The organism is Stagnimonas aquatica (assembly GCF_003730135.1).
Lineage (GTDB): Bacteria > Pseudomonadota > Gammaproteobacteria > Nevskiales > Nevskiaceae > Stagnimonas > Stagnimonas aquatica.
This window is the reverse complement of sequence record NZ_RJVO01000002.1, coordinates 543,184-563,667: the sequence shown is the minus strand read 5'-3', so window position 1 is coordinate 563,667 and position 20,484 is coordinate 543,184. Positions and strand designations below refer to the sequence as shown.

Below are 20,484 nucleotides of genomic sequence, written 5' to 3'. Positions count from 1 at the left end.
CGCGAAACATCGGGGGAGCCCATGAAGAGAATCGGCAAGCGCTACCGGCCCGGCCGCGCCGCGCAGGACTACGACGTGATCGTGATTGGCTCGGGCATCGGCGGCCTGAGTTGCGCGGCGCTGCTTACCCGCCTGGGCCGCAAGGTCTGCGTGCTGGAGCAGCACTACACCGCCGGCGGCTTCACCCATTCCTACGAGCGCGAAGGCTACGAGTGGGATGTCGGCGTCCACTACATCGGCGAGGTGCACAAGCCCTACGCGCCGCTGCGCCGCATCTTCGATGTCATCAGTGATGGCAAGCTCGAATGGGCGCCGATGGATGCCTGCTACGACCGCATCATCATCGGCGATCAGCACTACGACTTCGTCGCCGGCAAGGAGAACCTCGCCGCCGAGCTGAAGCGCCACTTCCCGGAAGAAAGTGCGGCCATCGACGAATACTTCCGCCTGGTGCAGAAGGTCAGCGGCAGCATGCAGAGCTATTTCGCCGGCCAGGCGATGCCGCCGCGCATCGCCCGCGTTTACGAGGCCTTGAAGCGCTTCCGGGTGCCGAAGGAATGCTTCATGAGCACCCGCGCAGTGCTGGAGAAGCTGACCAGCAACCAGCAATTGATCGCCGTGCTCACCGGCCAGTGGGGCGACTACGGCCTGCCGCCGGCGGACGCCGCCTTCATCATGCACGCCGCCGTCACCAAGCATTACTTCGCCGGCGGCAACTATCCGGTGGGCGGCTCCTGGAAGATCGCCGACACCATCGTCCCGGTGATCCGCAGCGGCGGCGGCGAGGTGTTCACCTACGCGAAGGTGAAGGAGCTCTTGATCGAGGACGGCCGCGCGGTCGGCGTGCGGATGGAAGACGGCAGCGAAGTCCGCGCACCGGCGGTGGTCAGCAGCGCCGGTGCCGAGCTGACTTTCGGCAGCCTGCTGCCGGAAGCCGAGCGCCAGCGCCACGGCTACCCCGCCAAGCTGCGCGAGGTGCACGCCTCCTCCGGCCATCTCTGCCTCTACGCCGGCTTCAAGGGCACGGCGCAGGAGCTGGGCCTGCCCAAGACCAATCTCTGGATCTATCCCAACGCCGATCACGAGGGCAACACGCAGCGCTTCCTCGACGATCCGATCAACACTCTGCCGATGCTCTACGTCTCCTTCCCCTCGGCGAAGGACCCGGACTGGGAAAAGAACTACCCCGGCAAGAGCACGGTGGAGGTCATCACCCTCGGCCGCTACGAGTGGTTCGAGAAGTGGGCCAAGGAAACCTGGAACCACCGCGGCGCCGAGTACGAGGCGCTGAAGAAACAGTTCGGCGAACGCATGCTCGAAGGCCTGTACCAACAGATGCCGCAACTGCGTGGCGCGATGGACTACTGGGAGCTGTCGACGCCGCTCTCCACCGAGTACTTCGGCATGTACGGCAAGGGCGAAATCTACGGGCTCGATCACGACCTGCACCGCTTCGAGCAGAAGTGGCTGCACCCGGTGACGCCGGTGAAGGGGCTCTATCTCACCGGCCAGGACGTGGTCACCGCCGGCGTCGGCGGCGCGCTGATGGGCGGCGTGCTGACCACGGCGGCGATGCTGGGCAGCCGGGCCGGGCAGGTGTTCAAGCTGCTCAAGAGCTGGCAGCCGCCGGCACCGGCACCAGCATCGGCCTAGCCCGGATGGTTGGCGTTTGCGGGCGCGGCCGCGCAATAGGCCTCGAAGTTCTCCCGGCTGAGCTGGAAGCCGCGTTCGGCGGCCAGCTCCCAGGGGCGCGTGCAGGCCTGCTCCCGGGCGCACCAGGAGTAGCCGGCGGCGACCAGACAGCCCTGCGCGTCGCGGTCGCCACCCACCATGCGCGGCTGGGGTTGCGGTGCGGACGGGGCCTTAGCGCAGGCTGACAGCAGGCCGAGGGGCAGTAGGGCACAGTGGAGCAGAGCGCGCATCGGGGATTCTCTGGGCAGTGGCACGGGCTTGGCGTTGCCTCAGCCTAGCAAGCTTCCGGCGAGTCCAGCCCGGGTTCCGTTGCAAACCCGGTGTCGGCATGGCGCCGGACCGGTGCCAGCTGCGGCCACTCTTCGTCGCCATACAGACGCGAGCGGGTGAGAAAACGTCGGCCGCTGCCGTTGTCCAGCGAGAACATGCCACCACGGCCGGGCACCACGTCGATGATCAGTTGGGTGTGCTGCCAATACTCGAACTGCGGCCGGCTGATGTAGAACGCGGCGCCGCCAATCGCCCCCAGGTGAATGTCCTCGTCGCCGAGCAGGAACTCGCCGAGCGGATAGCACATCGGCGAGGAGCCGTCGCAGCAGCCGCCGGACTGGTGGAACAGCAAGGCGCCGTGGGCGGCGCGCAATTCGTCGATCAATGCCAGCGCCGCAGGCGTGGCGGTGACCCTGGGGATGCGGGACATGGCCTGAAGCTCCGGCGGGGTGGCAATCAACGGCCCGGGCGCGGGCCAGTGCTCGCGCCCGGGCCGTGGCCGCTCAGAAGAAGCCCAGCGCCTTCGGGCTGTAGCTCACCAGCATGTTCTTGGTCTGCTGGTAATGGTCGAGCATCATCCGGTGCGTCTCGCGGCCGATGCCGGACTGCTTGTAGCCGCCGAAGGCGGCGTGCGCCGGATAGGCGTGGTAGCAGTTGGTCCAGACGCGGCCGGCCTGGATGCCACGGCCGAAGCGGTAGCAGCGATTGGCGTCGCGGCTCCAGACGCCGGCGCCCAAGCCGTAGAGCGTGTCGTTGGCGAGATGCAGGGCCTCTTCCTCGTCCTTGAAGGTGGTGACCGACACCACCGGTCCGAAGATCTCTTCCTGGAAGATGCGCATGCGGTTGTGGCCGGCGAACACCGTCGGCTGCACGTAGTAGCCGCCGGAAAGATCGCCGCCGAGCGCGGCGCGGGCGCCGCCGGTGAGCAGCTTCGCGCCTTCCTGCTTGCCGATGTCGATGTAGCTGAGGATCTTCTCCAGCTGCTCGCTGGAAGCCTGGGCGCCGATCATGGTCGCCTCGTCGAGTGGGCTGCCCTGCTTGATCGCCTGCACGCGCTTGACGGCGCGTTCCATGAAGCGGTCGTAGATCTTCTCGTGCACCAGCGCGCGGCTCGGGCAGGTGCAGACCTCGCCCTGGTTGAGCGCGAACATCGCGAAGCCTTCCAGCGCCTTGTCGAAGTAGTCGTCGTCCTCGCGCATCACGTCGTCGAAGAAGATGTTGGGCGACTTGCCGCCCAGCTCCAGGGTCACCGGGATCAGGTTCTGGCTGGCGTACTGCATGATCAGCCGGCCGGTGGTGGTCTCGCCGGTGAAGGCGATCTTGGCGATGCGGCTGGAGGAGGCCAGCGGCTTGCCGGCTTCCAGGCCAAAGCCGTTGACGATGTTGAGCACGCCGGGCGGCAGCAGGTCGCCGATCAGCTCGGCCCAGAGCAGGATGCTGGCCGGCGTCTGCTCGGCCGGCTTGAGCACCACGCAGTTGCCGGCGGCCAGCGCCGGGGCGAGCTTCCAGGCCGCCATCAGCAGCGGGAAGTTCCAGGGGATGATCTGTCCGACCACGCCCAGCGGCTCGTGGAAGTGGTAGGCGACGGTGTCGTGGTCCACCTCGCCGATCGAGCCTTCCTGCGCGCGGATGCAGCCGGCGAAGTAACGGAAATGGTCGATGGCCAGCGGCACGTCGGCGGCCAGGGTTTCGCGGATCGGCTTGCCGTTGTCCCAGGTCTCGGCCAGGGCGAGCAGGCGCAGGTTGTCCTCCATGCGCTGGGCGATACGGTTGAGCACATTGGCGCGCTCGGTGCTGCTGGCGCGGCCCCAGGCGTCCTTGGCGTTGTGGGCGGCGTCGAGCGCCAGCTCGATGTCGGCTGCGCTGGAGCGCGCCACCTCGCAGATCACCTGGCCGTTGACCGGCGAGAGGTTCTGGAAATAGCGGCCGTCCACCGGCTCGCGCCAGTCGCCGCCGATGAAGTTGGCGTAGCGGCTGCGGAATGGCGAGGCGGTGCTGTTGGCTTGCAGCAGGGGCATGTTCATCGGTGAGGCTCCTCCGTTGTTGTGGTGTCCGTCTCCGGGGGGCAGTGCCCATGCCAGCCTGCGGCCAAGGTCGGGGTGGCTGGGCTATTCGCTTGATCGCAGAAGGAAAGTCGGCGGTGCTCGCGGCTTCCGCCGAGCCGCGTCGTTTGCGTTTGCGCCGCGTCTATGTAACTTGGGGAAACAGGGTGCGGAACAGGTGTCGCAGATTGCGACAGTGACCGAGGAGACCCATGCAAGCCACCAACGACCATCAAGCGGTGCTGGCCGCCAGACGCCGCTTCTTCGAGGACGGCCGCACGCCGCGCGGCCTGATCGCCGAGCCTATCCTGCGCTCCTGGACCCGCTGCGCGGCGCTAGGCCTGGAAGCCGCCAAGACCCCCGAGGTGGCGGCGCTGTCCAGCGGCGGCCTGCGCGAAGCCTGCGAGCGCCACGAGCAACTGCGCCGCCTGTGCCGGCCGGAGATCGAGGCGCTGTATCTCGATGCCCGCGACACCGACAGCGTGGTGATCCTCACCGACCCGCAGGGCCTGGTGCTGGACGCGGTCGGCAGCACCGATTTCGCCGACAAGGCGGCGCGTGTGGCGCTGCGTCCGGGCGTACAGTGGCACGAGGCCGCGACCGGCACCAATGCCATCGGCATGGCGCTGATCGAGCGCCGGCCGGTGGCGGTGCATGGCGCCGAGCACTACTTCGCGCCGCACCGCATCCTGAGCTGCCACGCCGCGCCGATCCTGGAACCGGATGGCCGGCTTGCCGGCGCGCTCGATCTCTCCGGCCACGCGGCGCTGCCGCATGCCCACGCCCTGGGTCTGCTGCGGGTGGTGGTGGACCAGATCGAGCACCGGCTGTTCGAGGGCCGTTACCCGCACTGCCAGGTGCTACGCCTGCACAGCGAGCGCAGCCACCTGGGCACCGCGCGCGAGGGTGTTCTGGTGTTCGATGGCCCGCGCCTGATCGCCGCCAACCGCCACGCCCTGGCGCTGCTGGGGCTGGACTGGGACAGCCTCGGCCAGTGCCGCTATTCCGAGCTGTTCGGCACCACGCTGTCGCAGTTGCGCGACGGCCAGCCGTTGCGGGGGCTGCGCGGGCGCGAGTTTCACGGCCGGCTGGACGCCGAGGCGGCGAGGCCGCTGGCGCTGAGCGCGACGGCTGCTGGCGTGCCGGCTCGTCCGACGCCGATCACCGAGGCCATCGTGCTCGATGCCGCCGCCCGTCAGGCTTTAGCACGCGCCAGCCGGATCCTCGACGCCGATCTGCCGGTGCTGCTGCAAGGCGAGACTGGCGCCGGCAAGGAGGTGTTCGCGCGGCAGTTGCACGCCGCCTGCAGCCGCGCCCAGGCGCCACTGGTGGCGGTGAACTGCGCGGCGCTGCCGGAAAATCTCATCGAGTCCGAGCTGTTCGGCTATGAGGAAGGCGCCTTTACCGGCGCACGCCGGCGCGGTGCCGTCGGCCTGCTGCGCCAGGCGCAGGGCGGCGTGCTGTTCCTGGACGAGATCGGCGACATGCCGCTGGCCTTGCAGTCGCGGCTGCTGCGGGTCTTGCAGCAGCGCGAGGTGACGCCGCTCGGTGGCGGCAAGCCGGTGGCGGTGGACTTCCGCCTGATCTGCGCCACCCACCGCGATCTGCGCCAGGCGGTGGCCGAGGGCCGCTTCCGCGCCGATCTCTACTACCGCATCGCGCAGTACACGCTGCCGCTGCCGGCCTTGCGCGAGCACGCCGATCTGCCCGGCCTGATCGCCGACCTCTGGATCCGGCTGCAAGCCGGCCCCCCGTCGGCACTTCCGGCCGAGCTGATGGCGCGGCTGGCGGCGCACGACTGGCCGGGCAACTACCGCGAGCTGGTCTCCTGCCTGCGTGCGCTGCTGGCGCTGGCCGGCCCCGATTGCCGGCTCACGCTGGACGATCTGCCGCCGGCCCTGCGCGATCCGCCACAGCCCTTCGCGGCGGTGTCCACCGAGGCTACGCTCAGCGCGCTGGCCGAAGGGGCGATGCGTAGCGCACTGGCGGCGGCCGAGGGCAATGTCTCCGCCGCCGCACGGCGTCTGGGCGTCAGCCGCAGCACCCTGTACCGGCGGCTGTTGCAGAAGCCGCACTGAAGCGGCCGGATCAGGGGATCAGCCGCCGAGAGTCAGCGCACAGCTCTGGCCGACATCCAGCACCCGCATGGTGCGGCCGGCGCCCAGCCAGAGCGCGCAGCACAGGGCGAGATCGACGATCTCGGCATCGCTGAAGTCGGCGCGCAGGCGCTGCCAGAAGCCGGCGTCGGCCCGGAGCCCGACATGGTCGCTGGCGAAGCGCTCGGCATACTCGGCGGCGAGCTTCTCGCGCGGGCTGTAAATGGGGGATAGCCGCCAGTCGGCAACCTGCGCGTAGAAGGCCTCGTCGAGGCCGTCATCGCTGCCTGCCGCCCAGCGCGCGCCCTGGCAGACGCTGCACTCGTTGGCGAGCGCGATGCGCATGCGGGCGATCTCCTGCACGCGTCGCGGCAACTGGCTCTGGCCATAGACCGCATTGCTGAACGCCACCAGGCCGGGCGCCATGGACGGCTGCAGGGCCATCCAACTGCCGAGATCGTCGGTGACCGCGATGTTCGGCATGCTGGCGCTCCTTACGCGGCCTTGTCCTTGAACAGGCCGCGCTCCTTGGCCATGGTCAGGGCGGTGTCCTCGATCATGTCTTCCTGGCCGCCGATCATCTTCTTGCGGCCCAGTTCGACCAGGATGTCGCGCGCCGGCAGGCCGTACTTCTTGCCGGCTCGGTCGGCGTGCAGCAGGAAGGTCGAGTAGACGCCGGCGAAGCCCAATGTCAGCGAGGAGCGGTCGACGCGGACGATGTGATCCATCAGCGGGAAGATCACCTCCTGCGTCAGGTCCATCAGCTTGAACAGGTCGCAGCCCGTTTCAATCCCCATGCGGTCGCAGACCGCGACGAAGACCTCCAGCGGGGTATTGCCGGCACCGGCGCCCAGCCCGCCGACCGAGGCATCGATGCGGCTGGCGCCTTCTTCAATCGCGGCGATGGAGTTGGCGATGCCCATGCCGAGGTTGTGATGGCCGTGGAAGCCGATCTCGGTTTCCGGCTTCAGCACCTCGCGCAGCGCCCGCACTCGGGCGATGACATCGCTCGGCAGCATGTAGCCGGCGGAGTCGGTGACGTAGATGGTCTGCGCGCCGTAGCTCTCCATCAGCTTGCCCTGCTCGGCGAGGCCTTTCGGATCGTTGAGGTGCGCCATCATCAAAAAGCCGGTGGCATCCATGCCCAGCTTGCGCGCATAGGCGATGTGCTGCGGGCTGGTGTCGGCCTCGGTGCAATGGGTGGCGACATGCACGCTGCGCACGCCGTGGTCGTAGGCGCTCTGCAACTCCTTCATGGTGCCGAGGCCGGGAATCAGCAGGCAGGAAATCTTCGCCTGCTTCATCTTCGGGACCACCGCGTCCCAGTACTCCTCGTTGCTGTGCATGGCGAAGCCGTGCTGCAGCGAATTGCCGCCGAGTCCGGCGCCGTGCGAGACCTGGATCAGTGGCACGCCGGCGTCGTCGAGCTTGGTCGCGACCTCGATCATCTGCGCGGTGGAGATCTGCTCGCGCTTGGCATGCATGCCATCGCGCAGCGCCATGTCGTGGACCAGGACCTTGCGGCCCTTGAGGTTCTTGAGCTCGCCCATTACGCGGCCTCCTTCAATGCCTTCAGCTGGTAGCGGCCCGCCAGAATCTCGGTCGCGAACATCTCGGCGGTGCGCGCGGCGGCGGCGGTCATGATGTCGAGGTTGCCGGCATAGGTCGGCAGGTAGTCGCCGAGGCCGGCGACTTCCATGAAGGTCGCGACCTTCTTGCCGTCGAACACCGGGCCGTTCACCAGCCGGTAGCCGGGCACGTACTTCTGCACTTCCTTCACCATCGCCAGCACCGACTCGCGGATGCGCTCCTGGTCCGGTTCGTCGTCGGTGAGGCAGTAGATGGTGTTGCGCATGATCATCGGCGGATCGGCCGGGTTGATGATCACCAGCGCCTTGCCGGTGCGCGAGCCGCCGACCGCGCAGACCGCGTTGGAGGTGGTGTAGGTGAACTCGTCGAGATTGGCGCGGGTGCCGGGGCCGATCGACTTTGAGGACACCGTGGCGATGATCTCGGCATAGCCGACCGGCTGGATGCGCGATACCGCGTTGACCATCGGGATGGTCGCCTGGCCGGCGCAGGAGATCATGTTGACGTTCATCGCCTGTGCCTTGGCATGCGTCTCCAGATTCACCGGCGGCACGCAGAGGCCGCCGATGGCGGCGGGCGTGAGATCCACCATCAGCACGCCGAGCGCATTGAGCTTGTCGGAGTTGGACTTGTGGACGTAGGCGCTGGTGGCGTCGAAGGCGATCTGCACGCCGTCGGCCAGCACGTGCGGCAGCAGGCCGTCGACGCCCTGGTCGGTGGTCTTCAGGCCCATTTCGCGGGCGCGCTTGAGGCCCTCGGAGGTGGGGTCGATGCCGACCATCCACACCGGGTCCAGCACCGGGCTGCGCTTGAGCTTGTAGATCAGGTCGGTGCCGATGTTGCCGGGCCCGATGATGGCGCACTTGATCTTGGTCATGACTTTCGTCTTCAGCGTTGGAGGCCTCAGGCCTCGAAGGAAATGGAGGCCGCACCAATCCCGGCCAGCGTCATCTCGAAGCGGTCGCCGGGCAGTGCCGGCAGCAGCGGTGCCAGCGAGCCGGACAGGATCACCTCGCCGGCGAGGAAGGGAATGCCGAAGCGCCCCAGCGTATTGGCGAGCCAGGCGACCGCCGTGGCCGGGTGACCCTGCACCGCCGAGCCCAGGCCGGAGGCGACATGGGCGCCGTTCTTGGCGATGTCCATCTTCACCGCCGCCAGATCGAGCGCCTGCGGCTTGACGCGGTCCGGGCCGATCACGAACACGCCGCAAGAGGCGTTGTCGGCGACGGTGTCCTGGATCTTGATCTTCCAGTCGCGGATGCGGGAATCGACGATCTCGAAGCAGGGCGAGACGTAGTCGGTGGCGTCCAGCACCTGATCCTCGGTGACGCCCGGGCCCTTCAGGTCCTTCTTCAGCACGAAGGCGATCTCGCCTTCGGCGCGCGGCTGGATCATCCCGGCTCCGGCGATGGAGACGGTGCTGCCGTTCTGCACCCACATGCGGTCGGTGAGAAAGCCGAAGTCCGGCTGGTGCACGCCGAGCATGTCCTGCACCGGCTTGGAGGTAACCCCGATCTTCTTGCCGACCACGCGCTCGCCTTCGGCGGTGCGGCGTTCGAGAAAGCGCAGCGAGATGCGGTAGGCGTCGTCGATGTCGATGCCGGCTTCGCGGTTGGTGAGTGGCTCCAGCACGGAGCGCGCGCGCAGCGCGGCGAACAACTCGTCGCCGAGGGTCTGGATGCGGGCTGGGTTCAGTGCCATGTCGGCGCCCCCACCCAACCCTCCCCCGCACGCGGGGGATGGCTATCAAGTTCCCTCCCCCGCGTGCGGGGGAGGGCTAGGGTGGGGGCCTTGCCCGCCGACACGCACGAAACCTTATCCATGGCGCAGAAAGTCCAGCACCGTGCGATTGAACAGCTCGCGGTGTTCGATCATCACCCAGTGTCCGCAGTTGGGCACGGTCAGCAGACGGCCGTTCTTCAGCCCCTTGGCGAGTCGCAGGATGCCGTTCTCCGGCATCATGTTTTCATTGATGCCCCAGAGCGTCAGCGCCGGGCATTCGATCTCGCCCAGGCGCTCGGTGAGGTTGGGCACCTTCATGGTCTTCATCACCTGCGGGTTCTGTAGCTTCATCAGCGCCAGCCGCTCGGCGACCAGGGCGTCGTCGACGCAATCCGGGTTGACCACGAAGGCCTTGATGAAGAACGCCTTCATGGTCTCGTGGGTGAACGGTTGGCCGGTGGCGATGTGCGCGAACATCGCCGCCATGCCCGGCATGGCGAGATAGTCCGGCATGTCGCTGACGCCGCCCGGCGCCATCAGCACCAGCCGCTCGACGTTCTGCGGGTGCGTCAGCGCAAAGCCCAGTGCCACCGCGCCGCCCAGCGAGTTGCCGATCAGCGTGTACTTCTCGACCCCGATCACATCCAGCGCCTGCTTGACGCATTCGACGAAGAAGGCCAGCGGGTATTCGACGTTGTCGGGCTTGTCGGAGTAACCGAAGCCGATCAGATCGGGCAGGATCACCCGGTAGCCGGCCTGCACCAGCGCCGGGTAGTTGCCCTTGAAATTGCTGTAGCCGCTGGCGCCGTTGCCGGAGCCGTGCAGGAACACCACCACCGGCCCACTGCCTTCGTCGAGGTAGTGGATGCGGTAGCCATTGGCCAGGGTGACGTAACGGCCTTCCGGCACCGGCAGATTGGGGGTAGGGCTGGACATGCGGCGGGAGGCTCCCGGCAGGCGGCGTGTGAGTGCCGCGCATGTTTGCCAAACGGGTGCTCAGCAGCGTCACCCAATCGGACTACGGAAGCCCGCAGCCCTTGGCCTAGCATGTCGTCCAGTACATCAGCGGGCGTAGGGCCGTGGCGCGGAACACGGGGACGCCGGATCGAGGAATGGCTCCAGTGGCGGAATCAAACGTGGTCCTGGTCACCGGCGGCGCGAAGGGCGTCGGCCGTGGCATCTCCGAATGCTTTCTCGCGCACGGCGCGACGGTGATCGTCTGCGGCCGTGAAACGCCCGCCGAACTGCCGGCAGTGGCGGGCCGGCGCGCCGAGTTCATCGCCTGCGATGTCCGTGACCACGCCGCCGTCGAGGCACTGTTCGCCACCATCGCCGAGCGCCACGGCCGCCTCGACGTGCTGGTCAACAATGCCGGCGGTGCGCCCTTCGCACTGGCCGACAAAGCCTCGCCGCGCTTCCACGAGAAGATCTTCGCGCTCAATCTGCTGGCGCCCCTGCACCTTGCGCAGAAGGCCAATGCGCTCATGCAGCAGCAGGCCGGCGGCGGCAGCATCGTCTTCATCGCCAGCATCTCGGCACTGCGTCCCTCGCCGGGCACCGCTGCCTACGGGGCGGCCAAGGCGGCGGTGCTGAGTCTGGTGCAATCGCTGGCGGTGGAATGGGCGCCCAAGGTGCGCCTCACCGCCATCAGTCCGGGGCCGGTGCTCACCGAGCATGCCGACCTGCATTTCGGCGATGCCGAGGGCGTCGCCGCAGTCGCTGCCACCATCCCGCTCGGCCGCCTGGCCGAGCCGCGCGACATCGGCGAGGCCTGCGTCTGGCTGTCCTCGCCGGCGGCGGCCTATGCTTCGGGAACCAATCTGGTGCTGCACGGTGGCGGCGAGCGGCCGGCGTTTCTGGCGGCGGCCAGCGCCAACAAGACAAGCTGAACTCCTTCCCCCGCTGGCGGTGGGAGGTGTTGGCCCCGGCGAGGAGTGACCAATGTCACTCCAAGCTAACCAACGGCGGGATGGGGGCGTTTGGCGGCTACTGCGGGCTGACGCCGCCGCCCTAGCTCTCCCCCGCCAGCGGGGGAGGGGACTAGATCGAAATCCTGAGGCTGGGCAAACGGTCTATCCATATCCATTCCGGCGACGTACCGGAGCGGTTACAAAACACGTTTTTTGGAGAGAGACGATGGCGAGCAGCGCGAGGCGGCCAGGGTCGGCGGCGGGTATTTTCCTGGCACTGGCGACGCTGGGGCTGGTGGCCTGCGGGGACAGTGCTCCGCCCGAAACCGGCACGCCGCCGGTGGCCGGCGCCAAATGCGGCAACTACCAGGCGCTGCGCCAGCCGTTCTTCGGCGATCTGCACGTCCATACCAAGTACTCGCTGGACGCCAATACCCAAGGCACCCTGATCGGTCCGCACGAGGCCTACCGCTTCGCGCTGGGCGAGCGCCTGGGCATCCAGCCCTACAACGAGCAGGGCGAGCCGCTGCGCTATTCGCAGCTGGCGCGGCCGCTGGACTTCGCGGCGGTGACCGATCACGGCGAGCTGTTCGGGGAGACCGAGATCTGCACCAACCCCGACCTCCCCGGCTACAACTCGCCGGAGTGCCTGCTCTACCGCGCGGCGCCGGCGCAGTCCTTCATCCTGTTCAATTTCCTCGGTCCCGGCCTGGTTTCGGTGGGTGGACTGCCGATCCCGCGTTTGCCGTTCTGCGGCCTCGGCGGCGAGCGCTGCCTGGAGGCGGCGAAGACACCCTGGCGCGACATCCAGCAGGCGGCGGCGGCCTACAACGACGACAGCGCCGAATGCCGCTTCACCAGCTTCGTCGGCTACGAGTACACCGCCGCGCCGCTGTCCAACAACCTGCACCGCAACGTGATCTTCCGCAGCGCGGTGGTGCCGGAGATTCCGCCCTCCTACCAGGAATACCCGGCGCCGGAGCTGCTCTGGCAGGCCTTGTCGGCGCAGTGCCAGAGCGCGCAGGGCTGCGACTACCTGACCATCCCGCACAACTCCAATCTCTCCGGCGGCCTGATGTTCCAGACCCGCGATGCCCGCGGCCTGCCCTATGACGCCGAGCTGGCCCGGCAGCGCCAGCTCAACGAGCCGCTGGCCGAGATCTACCAGCACAAGGGTCAGTCGGAATGCCTGGGCACCACCGGTGCCGGCCTGGCCGACGAGCAGTGCGGCTTCGAGCTCTTGCCTTACCGCAACTTCATCGGCAGCCAGGTCAGCCCGCAGGCCAGCGGCGCGCCGCTGGAGCAGGACTATCTGCGCGCGGCGCTCAAGGACGGCCTGCGCCTGGAGCGCGAGCTGGGCGCCAATCCCTTCAAGTACGGCTTCATCGGCAGCTCCGACACCCATCTGGGTACGCCCGGCAATGCCGCCGAGATCGACTACCCCGGTCACGGCGGAGCCGGCGGCAGCGCCCGTGGCGAACTGCCGGCCGGCCTCACCGACCGTATCGAGAACAGCCCGGGCGGCCTCGCCGTGCTCTGGGCCGAGGAGAACAGCCGCGACTCGCTGTTCGCCGCCATGCGCCGCCGTGAGGCCTATGCCACCAGCGGCACCCGGCCGGTGCTGCGCTTCTTCGGCGGCGCCGAACTGCCTAGCGATCTCTGCGGCCGCCGCGACTTCGTGCAGCAGGGCTATGCGCTGGGGGTGCCGATGGGCGGCGATCTGAAGCCGGTGCCGGCCGGCGCGCGGCCGCGTTTCGCGGTCTCGGCGCTGCGCGATCCGGGGCAGGGCATCGAGGTGGCAAACCCCTTGCAGCGCATCCAGATCGTCAAGGGCTGGCTCAATGCCGACGGCAGCAGCCAGGAGAAGGTCTATGAGGTGGCCGGTGAGCCCAACAACGGCGCGAGCGTCGATCTTTCCAGCTGCGAGCCCACTGGCAGCGGCTACGCCAGCCTCTGCGCGGTCTGGGAAGACCCGGAGTTCGACGCCGCCCAGTCGGCCTTCTACTACGCCCGCGTGCTGGAAAACCCCAGCTGCCGCTGGGCGACGCGCCAGTGCCTCGCGGCGGGGGTGGATTGCAGCAATCCCGACGCGGTGCCGGACGCCTACGCCGACTGCTGCAACGCCGACTATCCCAAGACCATCCAGGAGCGGGCCTGGTCGTCGCCGATCTGGTATCGCCCCTAAGAGGATTGCCGAATGGCGATCGCGGATCGCAGGCTGAGACGGCTGTTGCGGGCGCCCTGGCTGCACTTCCTGCTGCTGGGCGGGCTGCTGCACCTGGGCCAGGGCCTGCTGCCGAGCGCCGCCGCCGCTCTGCCGACCGGCGCCGCAGATGTGGAGCGCCTGCGCCGCGAATGGCGTGCCGAGACCGGGCGCTGGCCCAGCCATGCCGAGTTGCTGGCCAGCACCGAGCGCTGGCTCGACGAGCAGGCCTTGCTGGCCGAGGCGCTGCACCGGGAACTGGATCTGCGCGATTCGGTGGCGCGCGAGCGCCTGCTCGCCAATCTGCGCTTCGCGCGGCCGGAACTGGGCGATGACGAGGCGGCGCTGCTTGCCGAGGCTCGCCGGCTGGGCATGCCGGCCAGCGATCTGGTGGTGCGCCGGCGTCTGGTGCAGCGCCTGGAGCAGGAACTGAGCGCCGGCCAGACCGTCGACGAGGCCGCTCTGCGTGCCTATGTGGCCGCGCATCCCGAGCGCTACGGGCAGCCGGAGCGGCTGCGCTTTTCGCAGCTGTATCTGAACCGCGACCGGCCCGGACGCAGCGCTGATCAGGCCGAGCAACTGCTGGCGCGTCTGCGCGCCGAGCCCGGCCTCGATCCCGCCACGCTCGGCGACGCCTGGCTGTTCGACGGCGACGCCGTGCCGCAGAGCCTGGCGCAGTTGCGCCAGCGCTACGGTGCCGGCCTGGCGGCGGCCCTGCAGACGGCGCCGGCCGGGGCCTGGGTCGGTCCGGTGGAGACCGTCTACGGCTGGCACCTGCTGCAACTGCAGGAGCGACTGCCCGCCCAGGCGCCCGATTACCCGGCGGTGCGCCAGCGCGCCGCCTATGCCTGGCTGGCCGAGCAGGAGCCGGCCTGGCGGCGCGCCCGCCTGGATGGCTGGCGTCGCGACCAGGGTCTGCCCAGCGCCAGCGCGCTGTTGGCCGAGGCCGGACGGTGAGAGTCGCGCTTTGGAGCCTGCTCGCCGGCTTGCTGCTGCTGGCCGGCGCAGTGCGGGCGCACCCGCTGGCGCCGGCGCTGCTCGAACTCAGCCAGACCGGCGTCAGCGACTACGCCCTGCTCTGGCGCAGCCCGCTCAGTCGCGCCAACGGCCGTGAGCCGCAACCGCGGCTGCCGGCAGGCTGCCAGCGGCTGGGCGAGGTGCGCGTCGAGGACGACGCCGTTGCCCGCAGCCAGCGCTGGTCGCTGCGCTGTGCCGCGCCGCTGGCTGGGGAGACGCTGGGCATCGACGGCCTCGCCGGCAGCGGCATCAATGTCATCGTCCGCTACCAGCCGGCGCAGGGGCCGGGCTTGCAGAAGCTGCTCAGCGAGCGCGAGCCGGCCTGGACGCTGCCGGCGGCCAGCGCGCCGCCCTCGGTATTCGCCAGCTATCTGCGCTTGGGCGTCGAGCACCTGCTGGGCGGCTACGACCACCTCTGCTTCGTCATCGCCCTGGTGTTGCTGCTGCGCCGGCCGCGCTCTTTGCTGCTGGCGGTGACCGCGTTTACCGCCGGTCACAGCCTCACGCTCAGCCTGGCGGTGCTGGGGCTGGTGCGGGTCAACCCCGGCTTCACCGAGTTCGCCATCGCCCTGAGCATCCTGCTGCTGGCGCTGGAGCTGCTGCGGTCGCCGACGGCCGGGCCGGGCCCGGTGCAGCGCTGGCCCTGGGCGCTGGCGGGCGGCTTCGGCCTGCTGCACGGCCTGGGGTTCGCGGGTGCGCTGGCCGAAATCGGTCTGCCGGAAGGCGAGATTCCGCTGGCGCTGCTGGCCTTCAATCTCGGCATCGAACTGGGGCAGTTGGCGGTGGTGGCCGGCCTGCTGGCGCTGGGGCTTGCCTGGCGGCGGATGCCCACCATCTTGAGTCCGGTTCTGATGCGGGCAGTGCCGGCGTATCTGATCGGCAGCCTGGCCGCGTACTGGTGTCTGGAGCGGGTGGCTGTCGGCTGGTGGCGCTAGGCTGAATAAAGCCCGCATGGATTTATGTTGCATCGCAACATAAAATGACGATCTGCACGATTGGAGGTTGGCGATGAAATTCCTGGCAACGATTCTGGCTCTGGGGTTGATGGGCACCGCGCAGGCGCAGACCTCGGCCGACAGCGTGCTCGACTGCATGCGCGCCAACCTGCCGCCCTCGCTGCGCATCCAGGACATCGAGTTGACCACCACCGACCGCAGTGGCGCCAGCCGGGTGCTCAAGGGCCGGGTCTATGGTCAGCAGGAGAAGTCCGCCAGCGGCAACCAGGTGCGCGCCATGCTGCGGGTGACCGCGCCGGACAATCTGGCCGGCGCCTCCTTCCTGATCCGCGAGGCGCGCCAGTACGCCGATGAAGGCCTGTACGTCTGGCTGCCCTCGGTGCGCCGGGTGCGGCGGGTGAGCGGCGAGTTCGCCGATGGCGCCCTGCTCGGCACCGACTTCAGCTACAACGACTTCAAGCAATTGCAGAGCGCGTTTGGCGGCTTCAGCGCCGCGCAACTGGACCCGGAGACCGTGGCGCAGCGTCCGGCCTGGGTGCTCAGCTTCAAGCCGGTGCCGGACGTGAAGTCCGCCTACACCGAGGTCCGCACCTGGGTCGACCAGAAGACCTGCGTGCCGCTGAAGACCGACTTCTACGAGGCCGGCAAGCTGCGCAAGCAGTTGAGCGTGTCGGTGGAGGCGATCAAGCGCATCGACAACTACTGGTATCCGGCCATCGTCGAGATGAGCGATCTCCAGAGCGGCAGTCGCAGCACGCTGCGGGTGCTGGGCGTGCAGCCGGACGACAAGCTGGCCAGCCGCCACTTCAATCCCAAGCTGTTCTACATGCCGGGTTGAGCGAGGCGCCGGTCTTTCTCCCTCCAACGGATGAGGTGAGGCGCGGCGGCTGACTCCGACAATGCGGTCATAACGACCGGTCGGAGGAGACAGGCATGACGCAGGCAGCATTCCCGCAAGGGGCGGTGTTGGTGTTCGGTGGCAGCGGCGGTATCGGCCAGGAGGTCGCCAAGAGCTTCGGCAAGGCCGGCGCCGATGTCGCCATCGTCTACCGTTCCAAGCAGGCGGTGGCCGAGAAGGTGGCGGGCGAGATTGCCGCCGGCGGCCGCAAGGCGACGGTCCACAACGCCGACGTGCGCGAGGCCGCGCAAGTGCAGGCCGCCGTCGCCGCCGCCATCGCCGCGCATGGCCGCATCCACACCGTGGTCTGGGCCGCCGGCCCGGTGGTCGAGCAGGTGCATCTCGCCGACACCAGCGAAGAACTCTGGCGCAAGTCCATCGACATCGAGGTGCACGGCTTCTTCAACGCCGTGAAGGCGACGCTGCCGCACCTGCGCGCGCAGGGCGGTGGCTCCTACGTGCACCTCGGCTCTGCCGGGCACGTCTGGTGGCCGGCCAAGGACGGCCTCTCGGTGGCGCCCAAGGCCGCCAACGAGGCGCTGGTGCAGGGCATCGCCAAGGAAGAAGGCAAGCACAACATCCGCGCCAACAGCGTGCTGGTGGGGGTGATCGAGGCCGGCATGTTCCTGGAGCTTTTGAAGCGCGGCGTGTTCGACCAGGCCTGGACCGACGAGACCCAGAAGCTGCTCTGCATCAAGCGCTGGGGCAAGCCGGAGGAGATCGGCAGCGCCGCCGTGTTCCTCGCCAGCAACGGCTATGTCACCGGCCAGCAGATCAACGTCTCCGGCGGCTTCGGCGTCTAGCCCGCCGCGCTCCGCTCCCCCCCAACCCGCACCTGGGCGCGCACGCCAGCCGTCCGCGCATCCCGAATCCTGAGGAGAACCCCGCATGTCCCTGCAACAACTCGAAGACCTCGAAGCCATCAAGCGCCTCAAGTACGCCTACTGCCGCTGCATCGACACCGCCAATGTCGAGGAGCTGAAAGGCCTGTTCACCGAGGACGCCAGCGTCCGTTACGAAGGTGGCTCCTACCTGTTCGAAACCGAGGGCCGCGACAAGATCCTGGACGCCATCCGCTACGCCTTCCACGCCGATGCGGTCGCCCAGCACCACGTCAATCACCCGGAAATCGACTTCGTTTCGGATACCGAGGCCACCGGCGTCTGGTATCTGAAGGACTGGTTCCTCGACCTCAAGCTGCGGATCATCACCGACGGGGCCGCGTTCTACCGCGACACCTATGTGAAGCAGAACGGCAAGTGGCGGATCAAGCGCGCCACCTACACCCGCGTCTACGAGCTGGTGATTCCGGTGGAAGGCGAGCCCAAGCTGACCGCGCACTATCTGGCCAAGCACGGCCAGAAGCTGCCGGAACAGGCCAACGAAGCCCTGCAGCGCAAGTAAGACGCCGGTCGCCGCCATGGCCGCCGCGCAGACGCTGGCCGGTCGCGTCGCGCTGGTCACTGGCGCCAGCCGGGGCATAGGCCGCGCCATCGCGCTGCGGCTTTCCGCGCACGGCGCCGCCGTCGCCCTGGCTGCCAGCCCGCGTTCGCAGGCCGCGCTGGAAGGCGTGCGCGAGGCCATCCTCGCGCACGGCGGCCGGGCGGCCGTGCTGGCGGCGGACCTTGCCGACGAGACCGCCCGCGCCGGGCTGGTGGCGCAGGCCGAGGCGGCGCTGGGGCCGGTGGACATCCTCATCAACAACGCCGCCGGCATCAGTGCCTACGCGCCGCCGAGCAAGATCGACCTCGCCGCGCGGCGCGCGATGTTCGAGTTGAATCTGCAGGCGCCGATCGACCTCATCCAGCAGGCGCTGCCGGGCATGCGCGTGCGGCGCTGGGGGCGCATCGTCAATCTGAGCAGCGATACCAGCGCCGCGCCGGCGATTCCCTACGCCGGCGACGCCAGGTTCGTGCATGCATTGGCGCTCTACGGCGCCAGCAAGGCGGCGCTGGACCGCTACAGCACCGGGCTCGCCGCCGAGCTGCATGGCAGCGGCGTGCAGGTCAACGCGCTGCTGCCCTACAAGATCGCGCGCAGCGAGAGCGCCGAGCAGATCGCCCGCCAGACCGCCGCCACGCGACCGGACTGGGTGGAGCCGCTGGAGCTGATGGCCGAGGCGGCCTATCTGCTGGTGGCGGGCGCGCACCAGGGCGAGATCGCGGTGAGTCGCGCGCTGTTGCAGCGCTGTCAGCAGCCGCTGCACGCGCTCGATGGCGAGACCGTGATCGGCGACGCCCGCAGTCTGGTTGAATTTTCTTGAGTCGAGAGCGGCCCGTCCAAACCGGGTCGCCGCATGGAGAGCCGTAGCATGAGCAAGCAGGAACAGCCCGGGTCCGAGCACTGGTATTCCGCCGTCGAGGCGCCGGAGGTGCTCGGCGATGTGGACGCCGGGCGCTGGGACGAGAGTGCCGACTTCGTGGTGGTCGGCTATGGCGGCGCCGGTGTCGCTGCCGCCATCGAGGCCGCCGAGCGCGGCTTGTCGGTGATCGCGCTGGACCGCTACGAAGGCGGCGGCAGCACCGCGCTCAACGGCGGCATCTACTACGCCGGTGGCGGCACCGCCATCCAGAAACAGGCGGGCGTGGAGGACAGCGTCGAGGCGATGTTCCAGTACCTGCGCGGCGAGACCCAGGGCGTGGTCAGCGACGCCACCCTGCGCGACTTCTGCGAGGGCAGCGCCGCCTCGCTGGACTGGCTGATCGAGCGCGGCGTGCGCTTCGATGCCACCGTCTACGCCAAGAAGACCTCGTATCCGCCGCCGGGCTATCACCTCTACCACTCCGACAGCTCGCTGTGCGCTGCCCGCGCCGCCGTCGCCAAGCCGGCGCCGCGCGGTCACAAGGTCTATTCGCCGAGCACGGCGAAGGCCGCGACCGGCTTCGGCACCGCGCTCACCGATCCGCTGCGCGCGGCGGCCGAGAAGCTGGGCGTGCGCCTGCACCGCCACAGCGAGGTGCGCAAGCTCATCACCGACGCCAGCGGCCGGGTGGTCGGCGTCTCGCTCTGGCAGATTCCGGCCAGTTCGCCGGCCTATGCCGAATACGCGCGCCTGCAAGCGCTCGCCAACAAGTATCTGCTGCTGCTGCCGCCGGCTTTTCCCGGCGCCGGCATCACCATGGCGCTGTCGCGCCGCTACGCCGCCAAGGCCGCGAAGCTGGAGGCGCGGCACCGTGTCGAACGGCGCATCCGCGCCCGGAAGGGCGTCTGCCTCTCCGCCGGCGGCTTCGTGTTCAACCGCCAGATGGTCGATCACCACGCGCCCAAGTACAGCGCCGGCATGCCGCTGGGCAATCCCGGCGACGACGGCAGCGGCATCCGCCTCGGGCAGAGCGTCGGCGGCGCCACCGAGCGCATGCAGCACATGAGCGCCTGGCGCTTCGTCAGCCCGCCTTCCGGCATGTCCTGGGGGATGATGGTGGACGGCCGTGGCAAGCGCTTCAGCGACGAAACCGCCTACGGCGCCGCCATCGGCTACGAGATCATCGAGCACTGCGAGGGCCGCGCCTGGATCGTGTTCGACGCTCGGCTCTACGCCGAGATCCAGAAGCAGCTCAAGTCCGACGATCTGTATCCCTTCCAGAGCGGCCCGGCCAAGCTGGCGCTGATGTTCGCGCGCAAGAAGGCACCGACCCTGGAGGCACTCGCGGCGCAGTGCGGCCTCGACGCCGCCACCCTGAAAGCCGAGGTGGCCGCCTACAACCTGGCTGCCGAGGGCCAGGCAGCCGACACCTACGGCAAGAGCGCCAAGGACGCCTGGGCGCTACAGCAGGGGCCGTACTACGCGCTCGACATCTCCATCCACAGCCGGCTGTTCCCGCTGCCGACGCTGTCGCTGGGCGGCCTGGTGGTGGACGAACGCAGCGGTGCGGTGCAGCGCGCCGACGGCAGCGCCATTCCCGGCCTCTACGCCGCCGGTCGCAACGCGGTCGGCATCTGCTCGCACCTGTACGTCAGCGGCTTGTCCGCAGCGGACTGCATCTATTCCGGGCGACGGGCCGCCGTGGCCGCCAGTTCGCTCTGAAGGTGATTGCCAGGCGGGCTTGTGGGCCCCGTCCAGGGCAGTGGGGTCTGATGAACGGGGCCAG

General features: G+C 68.9%; 19 protein-coding genes. 11 read left to right on the top strand and 8 right to left on the bottom strand.

Annotation, left to right across the window (positions count from 1 at the left end; all coding sequences use genetic code 11):
• Window positions 1-21 precede the first annotated feature (21 nt).
• Window positions 22-1,653: a phytoene desaturase family protein gene (locus tag ED208_RS07040; protein ID WP_123211160.1), complete on the top strand. Its 1,632-nt coding sequence runs from the start codon at window positions 22-24 to the stop codon at window positions 1,651-1,653.
• On the opposite strand, the gene ED208_RS07035 is transcribed toward ED208_RS07040, so the two are convergent.
• The 3 genes from ED208_RS07035 to adh all read right to left on the bottom strand — a co-directional run bounded on the left by ED208_RS07035 (window position 1,650) and on the right by adh (window position 3,980).
• On the bottom strand, window positions 1,650-1,922 hold the full coding sequence (locus tag ED208_RS07035; protein WP_123211159.1) for a peptidase: 273 nt from the start codon (window positions 1,920-1,922) through the stop codon (window positions 1,650-1,652). The two genes, ED208_RS07040 and ED208_RS07035, sit on opposite strands and share 4 nt — an antisense overlap.
• A gap of 44 nt (window positions 1,923-1,966) precedes the next feature.
• A complete protein-coding gene (locus ED208_RS07030) occupies window positions 1,967-2,392 on the bottom strand; it encodes a DUF779 domain-containing protein (protein ID WP_123211158.1) in 426 nt (141 codons plus the stop codon).
• A gap of 73 nt (window positions 2,393-2,465) precedes the next feature.
• Window positions 2,466-3,980 carry an aldehyde dehydrogenase gene (gene adh, locus ED208_RS07025; RefSeq protein WP_436286622.1) on the bottom strand — a complete coding sequence of 505 codons (1,515 nt, stop codon included), beginning with the start codon at window positions 3,978-3,980 and terminating at the stop codon, window positions 2,466-2,468.
• Between the two features lie 236 nt (window positions 3,981-4,216).
• Between adh and ED208_RS07020 the strand changes: the two genes are divergently transcribed.
• On the top strand, window positions 4,217-6,082 hold the full coding sequence (locus ED208_RS07020) for a sigma-54-dependent Fis family transcriptional regulator (RefSeq protein ID WP_123211156.1): 1,866 nt from the start codon (window positions 4,217-4,219) through the stop codon (window positions 6,080-6,082).
• An 18-nt stretch (window positions 6,083-6,100) separates the two neighbouring features.
• On the opposite strand, the gene ED208_RS07015 is transcribed toward ED208_RS07020, so the two are convergent.
• The 5 genes from ED208_RS07015 to ED208_RS06995 all read right to left on the bottom strand — a co-directional run bounded on the left by ED208_RS07015 (window position 6,101) and on the right by ED208_RS06995 (window position 10,348).
• Window positions 6,101-6,583, bottom strand: coding sequence for a carboxymuconolactone decarboxylase family protein (locus tag ED208_RS07015; protein ID WP_123211155.1), 483 nt, complete (start codon window positions 6,581-6,583; stop codon window positions 6,101-6,103).
• An 11-nt stretch (window positions 6,584-6,594) separates the two neighbouring features.
• On the bottom strand, window positions 6,595-7,650 hold the full coding sequence (gene dmpG, locus ED208_RS07010; RefSeq protein WP_123211154.1) for a 4-hydroxy-2-oxovalerate aldolase: 1,056 nt from the start codon (window positions 7,648-7,650) through the stop codon (window positions 6,595-6,597).
• Entirely contained in the window at window positions 7,650-8,567 is a 918-nt protein-coding gene (locus ED208_RS07005; RefSeq protein ID WP_123211153.1) for an acetaldehyde dehydrogenase (acetylating), read from the bottom strand. Before ED208_RS07005 ends, dmpG begins: the two co-directional genes overlap by 1 nt.
• Window positions 8,568-8,593: 26 nt before the next feature.
• Window positions 8,594-9,391, bottom strand: a complete 798-nt coding sequence (locus ED208_RS07000; RefSeq protein ID WP_123211152.1) for a fumarylacetoacetate hydrolase family protein — start codon at window positions 9,389-9,391, stop codon at window positions 8,594-8,596.
• A gap of 114 nt (window positions 9,392-9,505) precedes the next feature.
• Complete coding sequence (locus tag ED208_RS06995) at window positions 9,506-10,348, bottom strand: alpha/beta fold hydrolase (protein WP_123211151.1); 843 nt, start codon at window positions 10,346-10,348, stop codon at window positions 9,506-9,508.
• Window positions 10,349-10,524: 176 nt separating this feature from the next.
• Here ED208_RS06995 and ED208_RS06990 point away from each other — a divergent pair, with 176 nt between their 5' ends.
• The 9 genes from ED208_RS06990 to ED208_RS06950 all read left to right on the top strand — a co-directional run bounded on the left by ED208_RS06990 (window position 10,525) and on the right by ED208_RS06950 (window position 20,420).
• Window positions 10,525-11,301, top strand: a complete 777-nt coding sequence (locus ED208_RS06990) for an SDR family oxidoreductase (protein ID WP_123211150.1) — start codon at window positions 10,525-10,527, stop codon at window positions 11,299-11,301.
• Window positions 11,302-11,548: 247 nt separating this feature from the next.
• Window positions 11,549-13,507 (top strand): DUF3604 domain-containing protein, encoded by a 1,959-nt coding sequence (locus ED208_RS06985; protein ID WP_158608475.1) that lies wholly within the window; start codon window positions 11,549-11,551, stop codon window positions 13,505-13,507.
• Between the two features lie 12 nt (window positions 13,508-13,519).
• Window positions 13,520-14,482, top strand: coding sequence for a peptidyl-prolyl cis-trans isomerase (locus tag ED208_RS06980; protein ID WP_123211148.1), 963 nt, complete (start codon window positions 13,520-13,522; stop codon window positions 14,480-14,482).
• Window positions 14,479-15,477 carry a HupE/UreJ family protein gene (locus tag ED208_RS06975; RefSeq protein ID WP_123211147.1) on the top strand — a complete coding sequence of 333 codons (999 nt, stop codon included), beginning with the start codon at window positions 14,479-14,481 and terminating at the stop codon, window positions 15,475-15,477. The genes ED208_RS06980 and ED208_RS06975 overlap by 4 nt, the downstream gene beginning before the upstream one ends.
• Before the next feature lie 73 nt (window positions 15,478-15,550).
• Window positions 15,551-16,336 (top strand): outer membrane lipoprotein-sorting protein, encoded by a 786-nt coding sequence (locus ED208_RS06970; RefSeq protein ID WP_123211146.1) that lies wholly within the window; start codon window positions 15,551-15,553, stop codon window positions 16,334-16,336.
• Between the two features lie 95 nt (window positions 16,337-16,431).
• Window positions 16,432-17,199, top strand: coding sequence for an SDR family NAD(P)-dependent oxidoreductase (locus ED208_RS06965; protein WP_123211145.1), 768 nt, complete (start codon window positions 16,432-16,434; stop codon window positions 17,197-17,199).
• An 85-nt stretch (window positions 17,200-17,284) separates the two neighbouring features.
• On the top strand, window positions 17,285-17,800 hold the full coding sequence (locus tag ED208_RS06960; protein WP_123211144.1) for a nuclear transport factor 2 family protein: 516 nt from the start codon (window positions 17,285-17,287) through the stop codon (window positions 17,798-17,800).
• A gap of 16 nt (window positions 17,801-17,816) precedes the next feature.
• Window positions 17,817-18,659, top strand: a complete 843-nt coding sequence (locus ED208_RS06955; RefSeq protein ID WP_123211143.1) for an SDR family NAD(P)-dependent oxidoreductase — start codon at window positions 17,817-17,819, stop codon at window positions 18,657-18,659.
• 48 nt (window positions 18,660-18,707) lie between these two features.
• The gene (locus ED208_RS06950) at window positions 18,708-20,420 is read left to right on the top strand and encodes an FAD-binding protein (protein ID WP_123211142.1); all 1,713 of its coding nucleotides are present in this window, start codon (window positions 18,708-18,710) and stop codon (window positions 20,418-20,420) included.
• The last annotated feature ends 64 nt before the right edge of the window (window positions 20,421-20,484 follow it).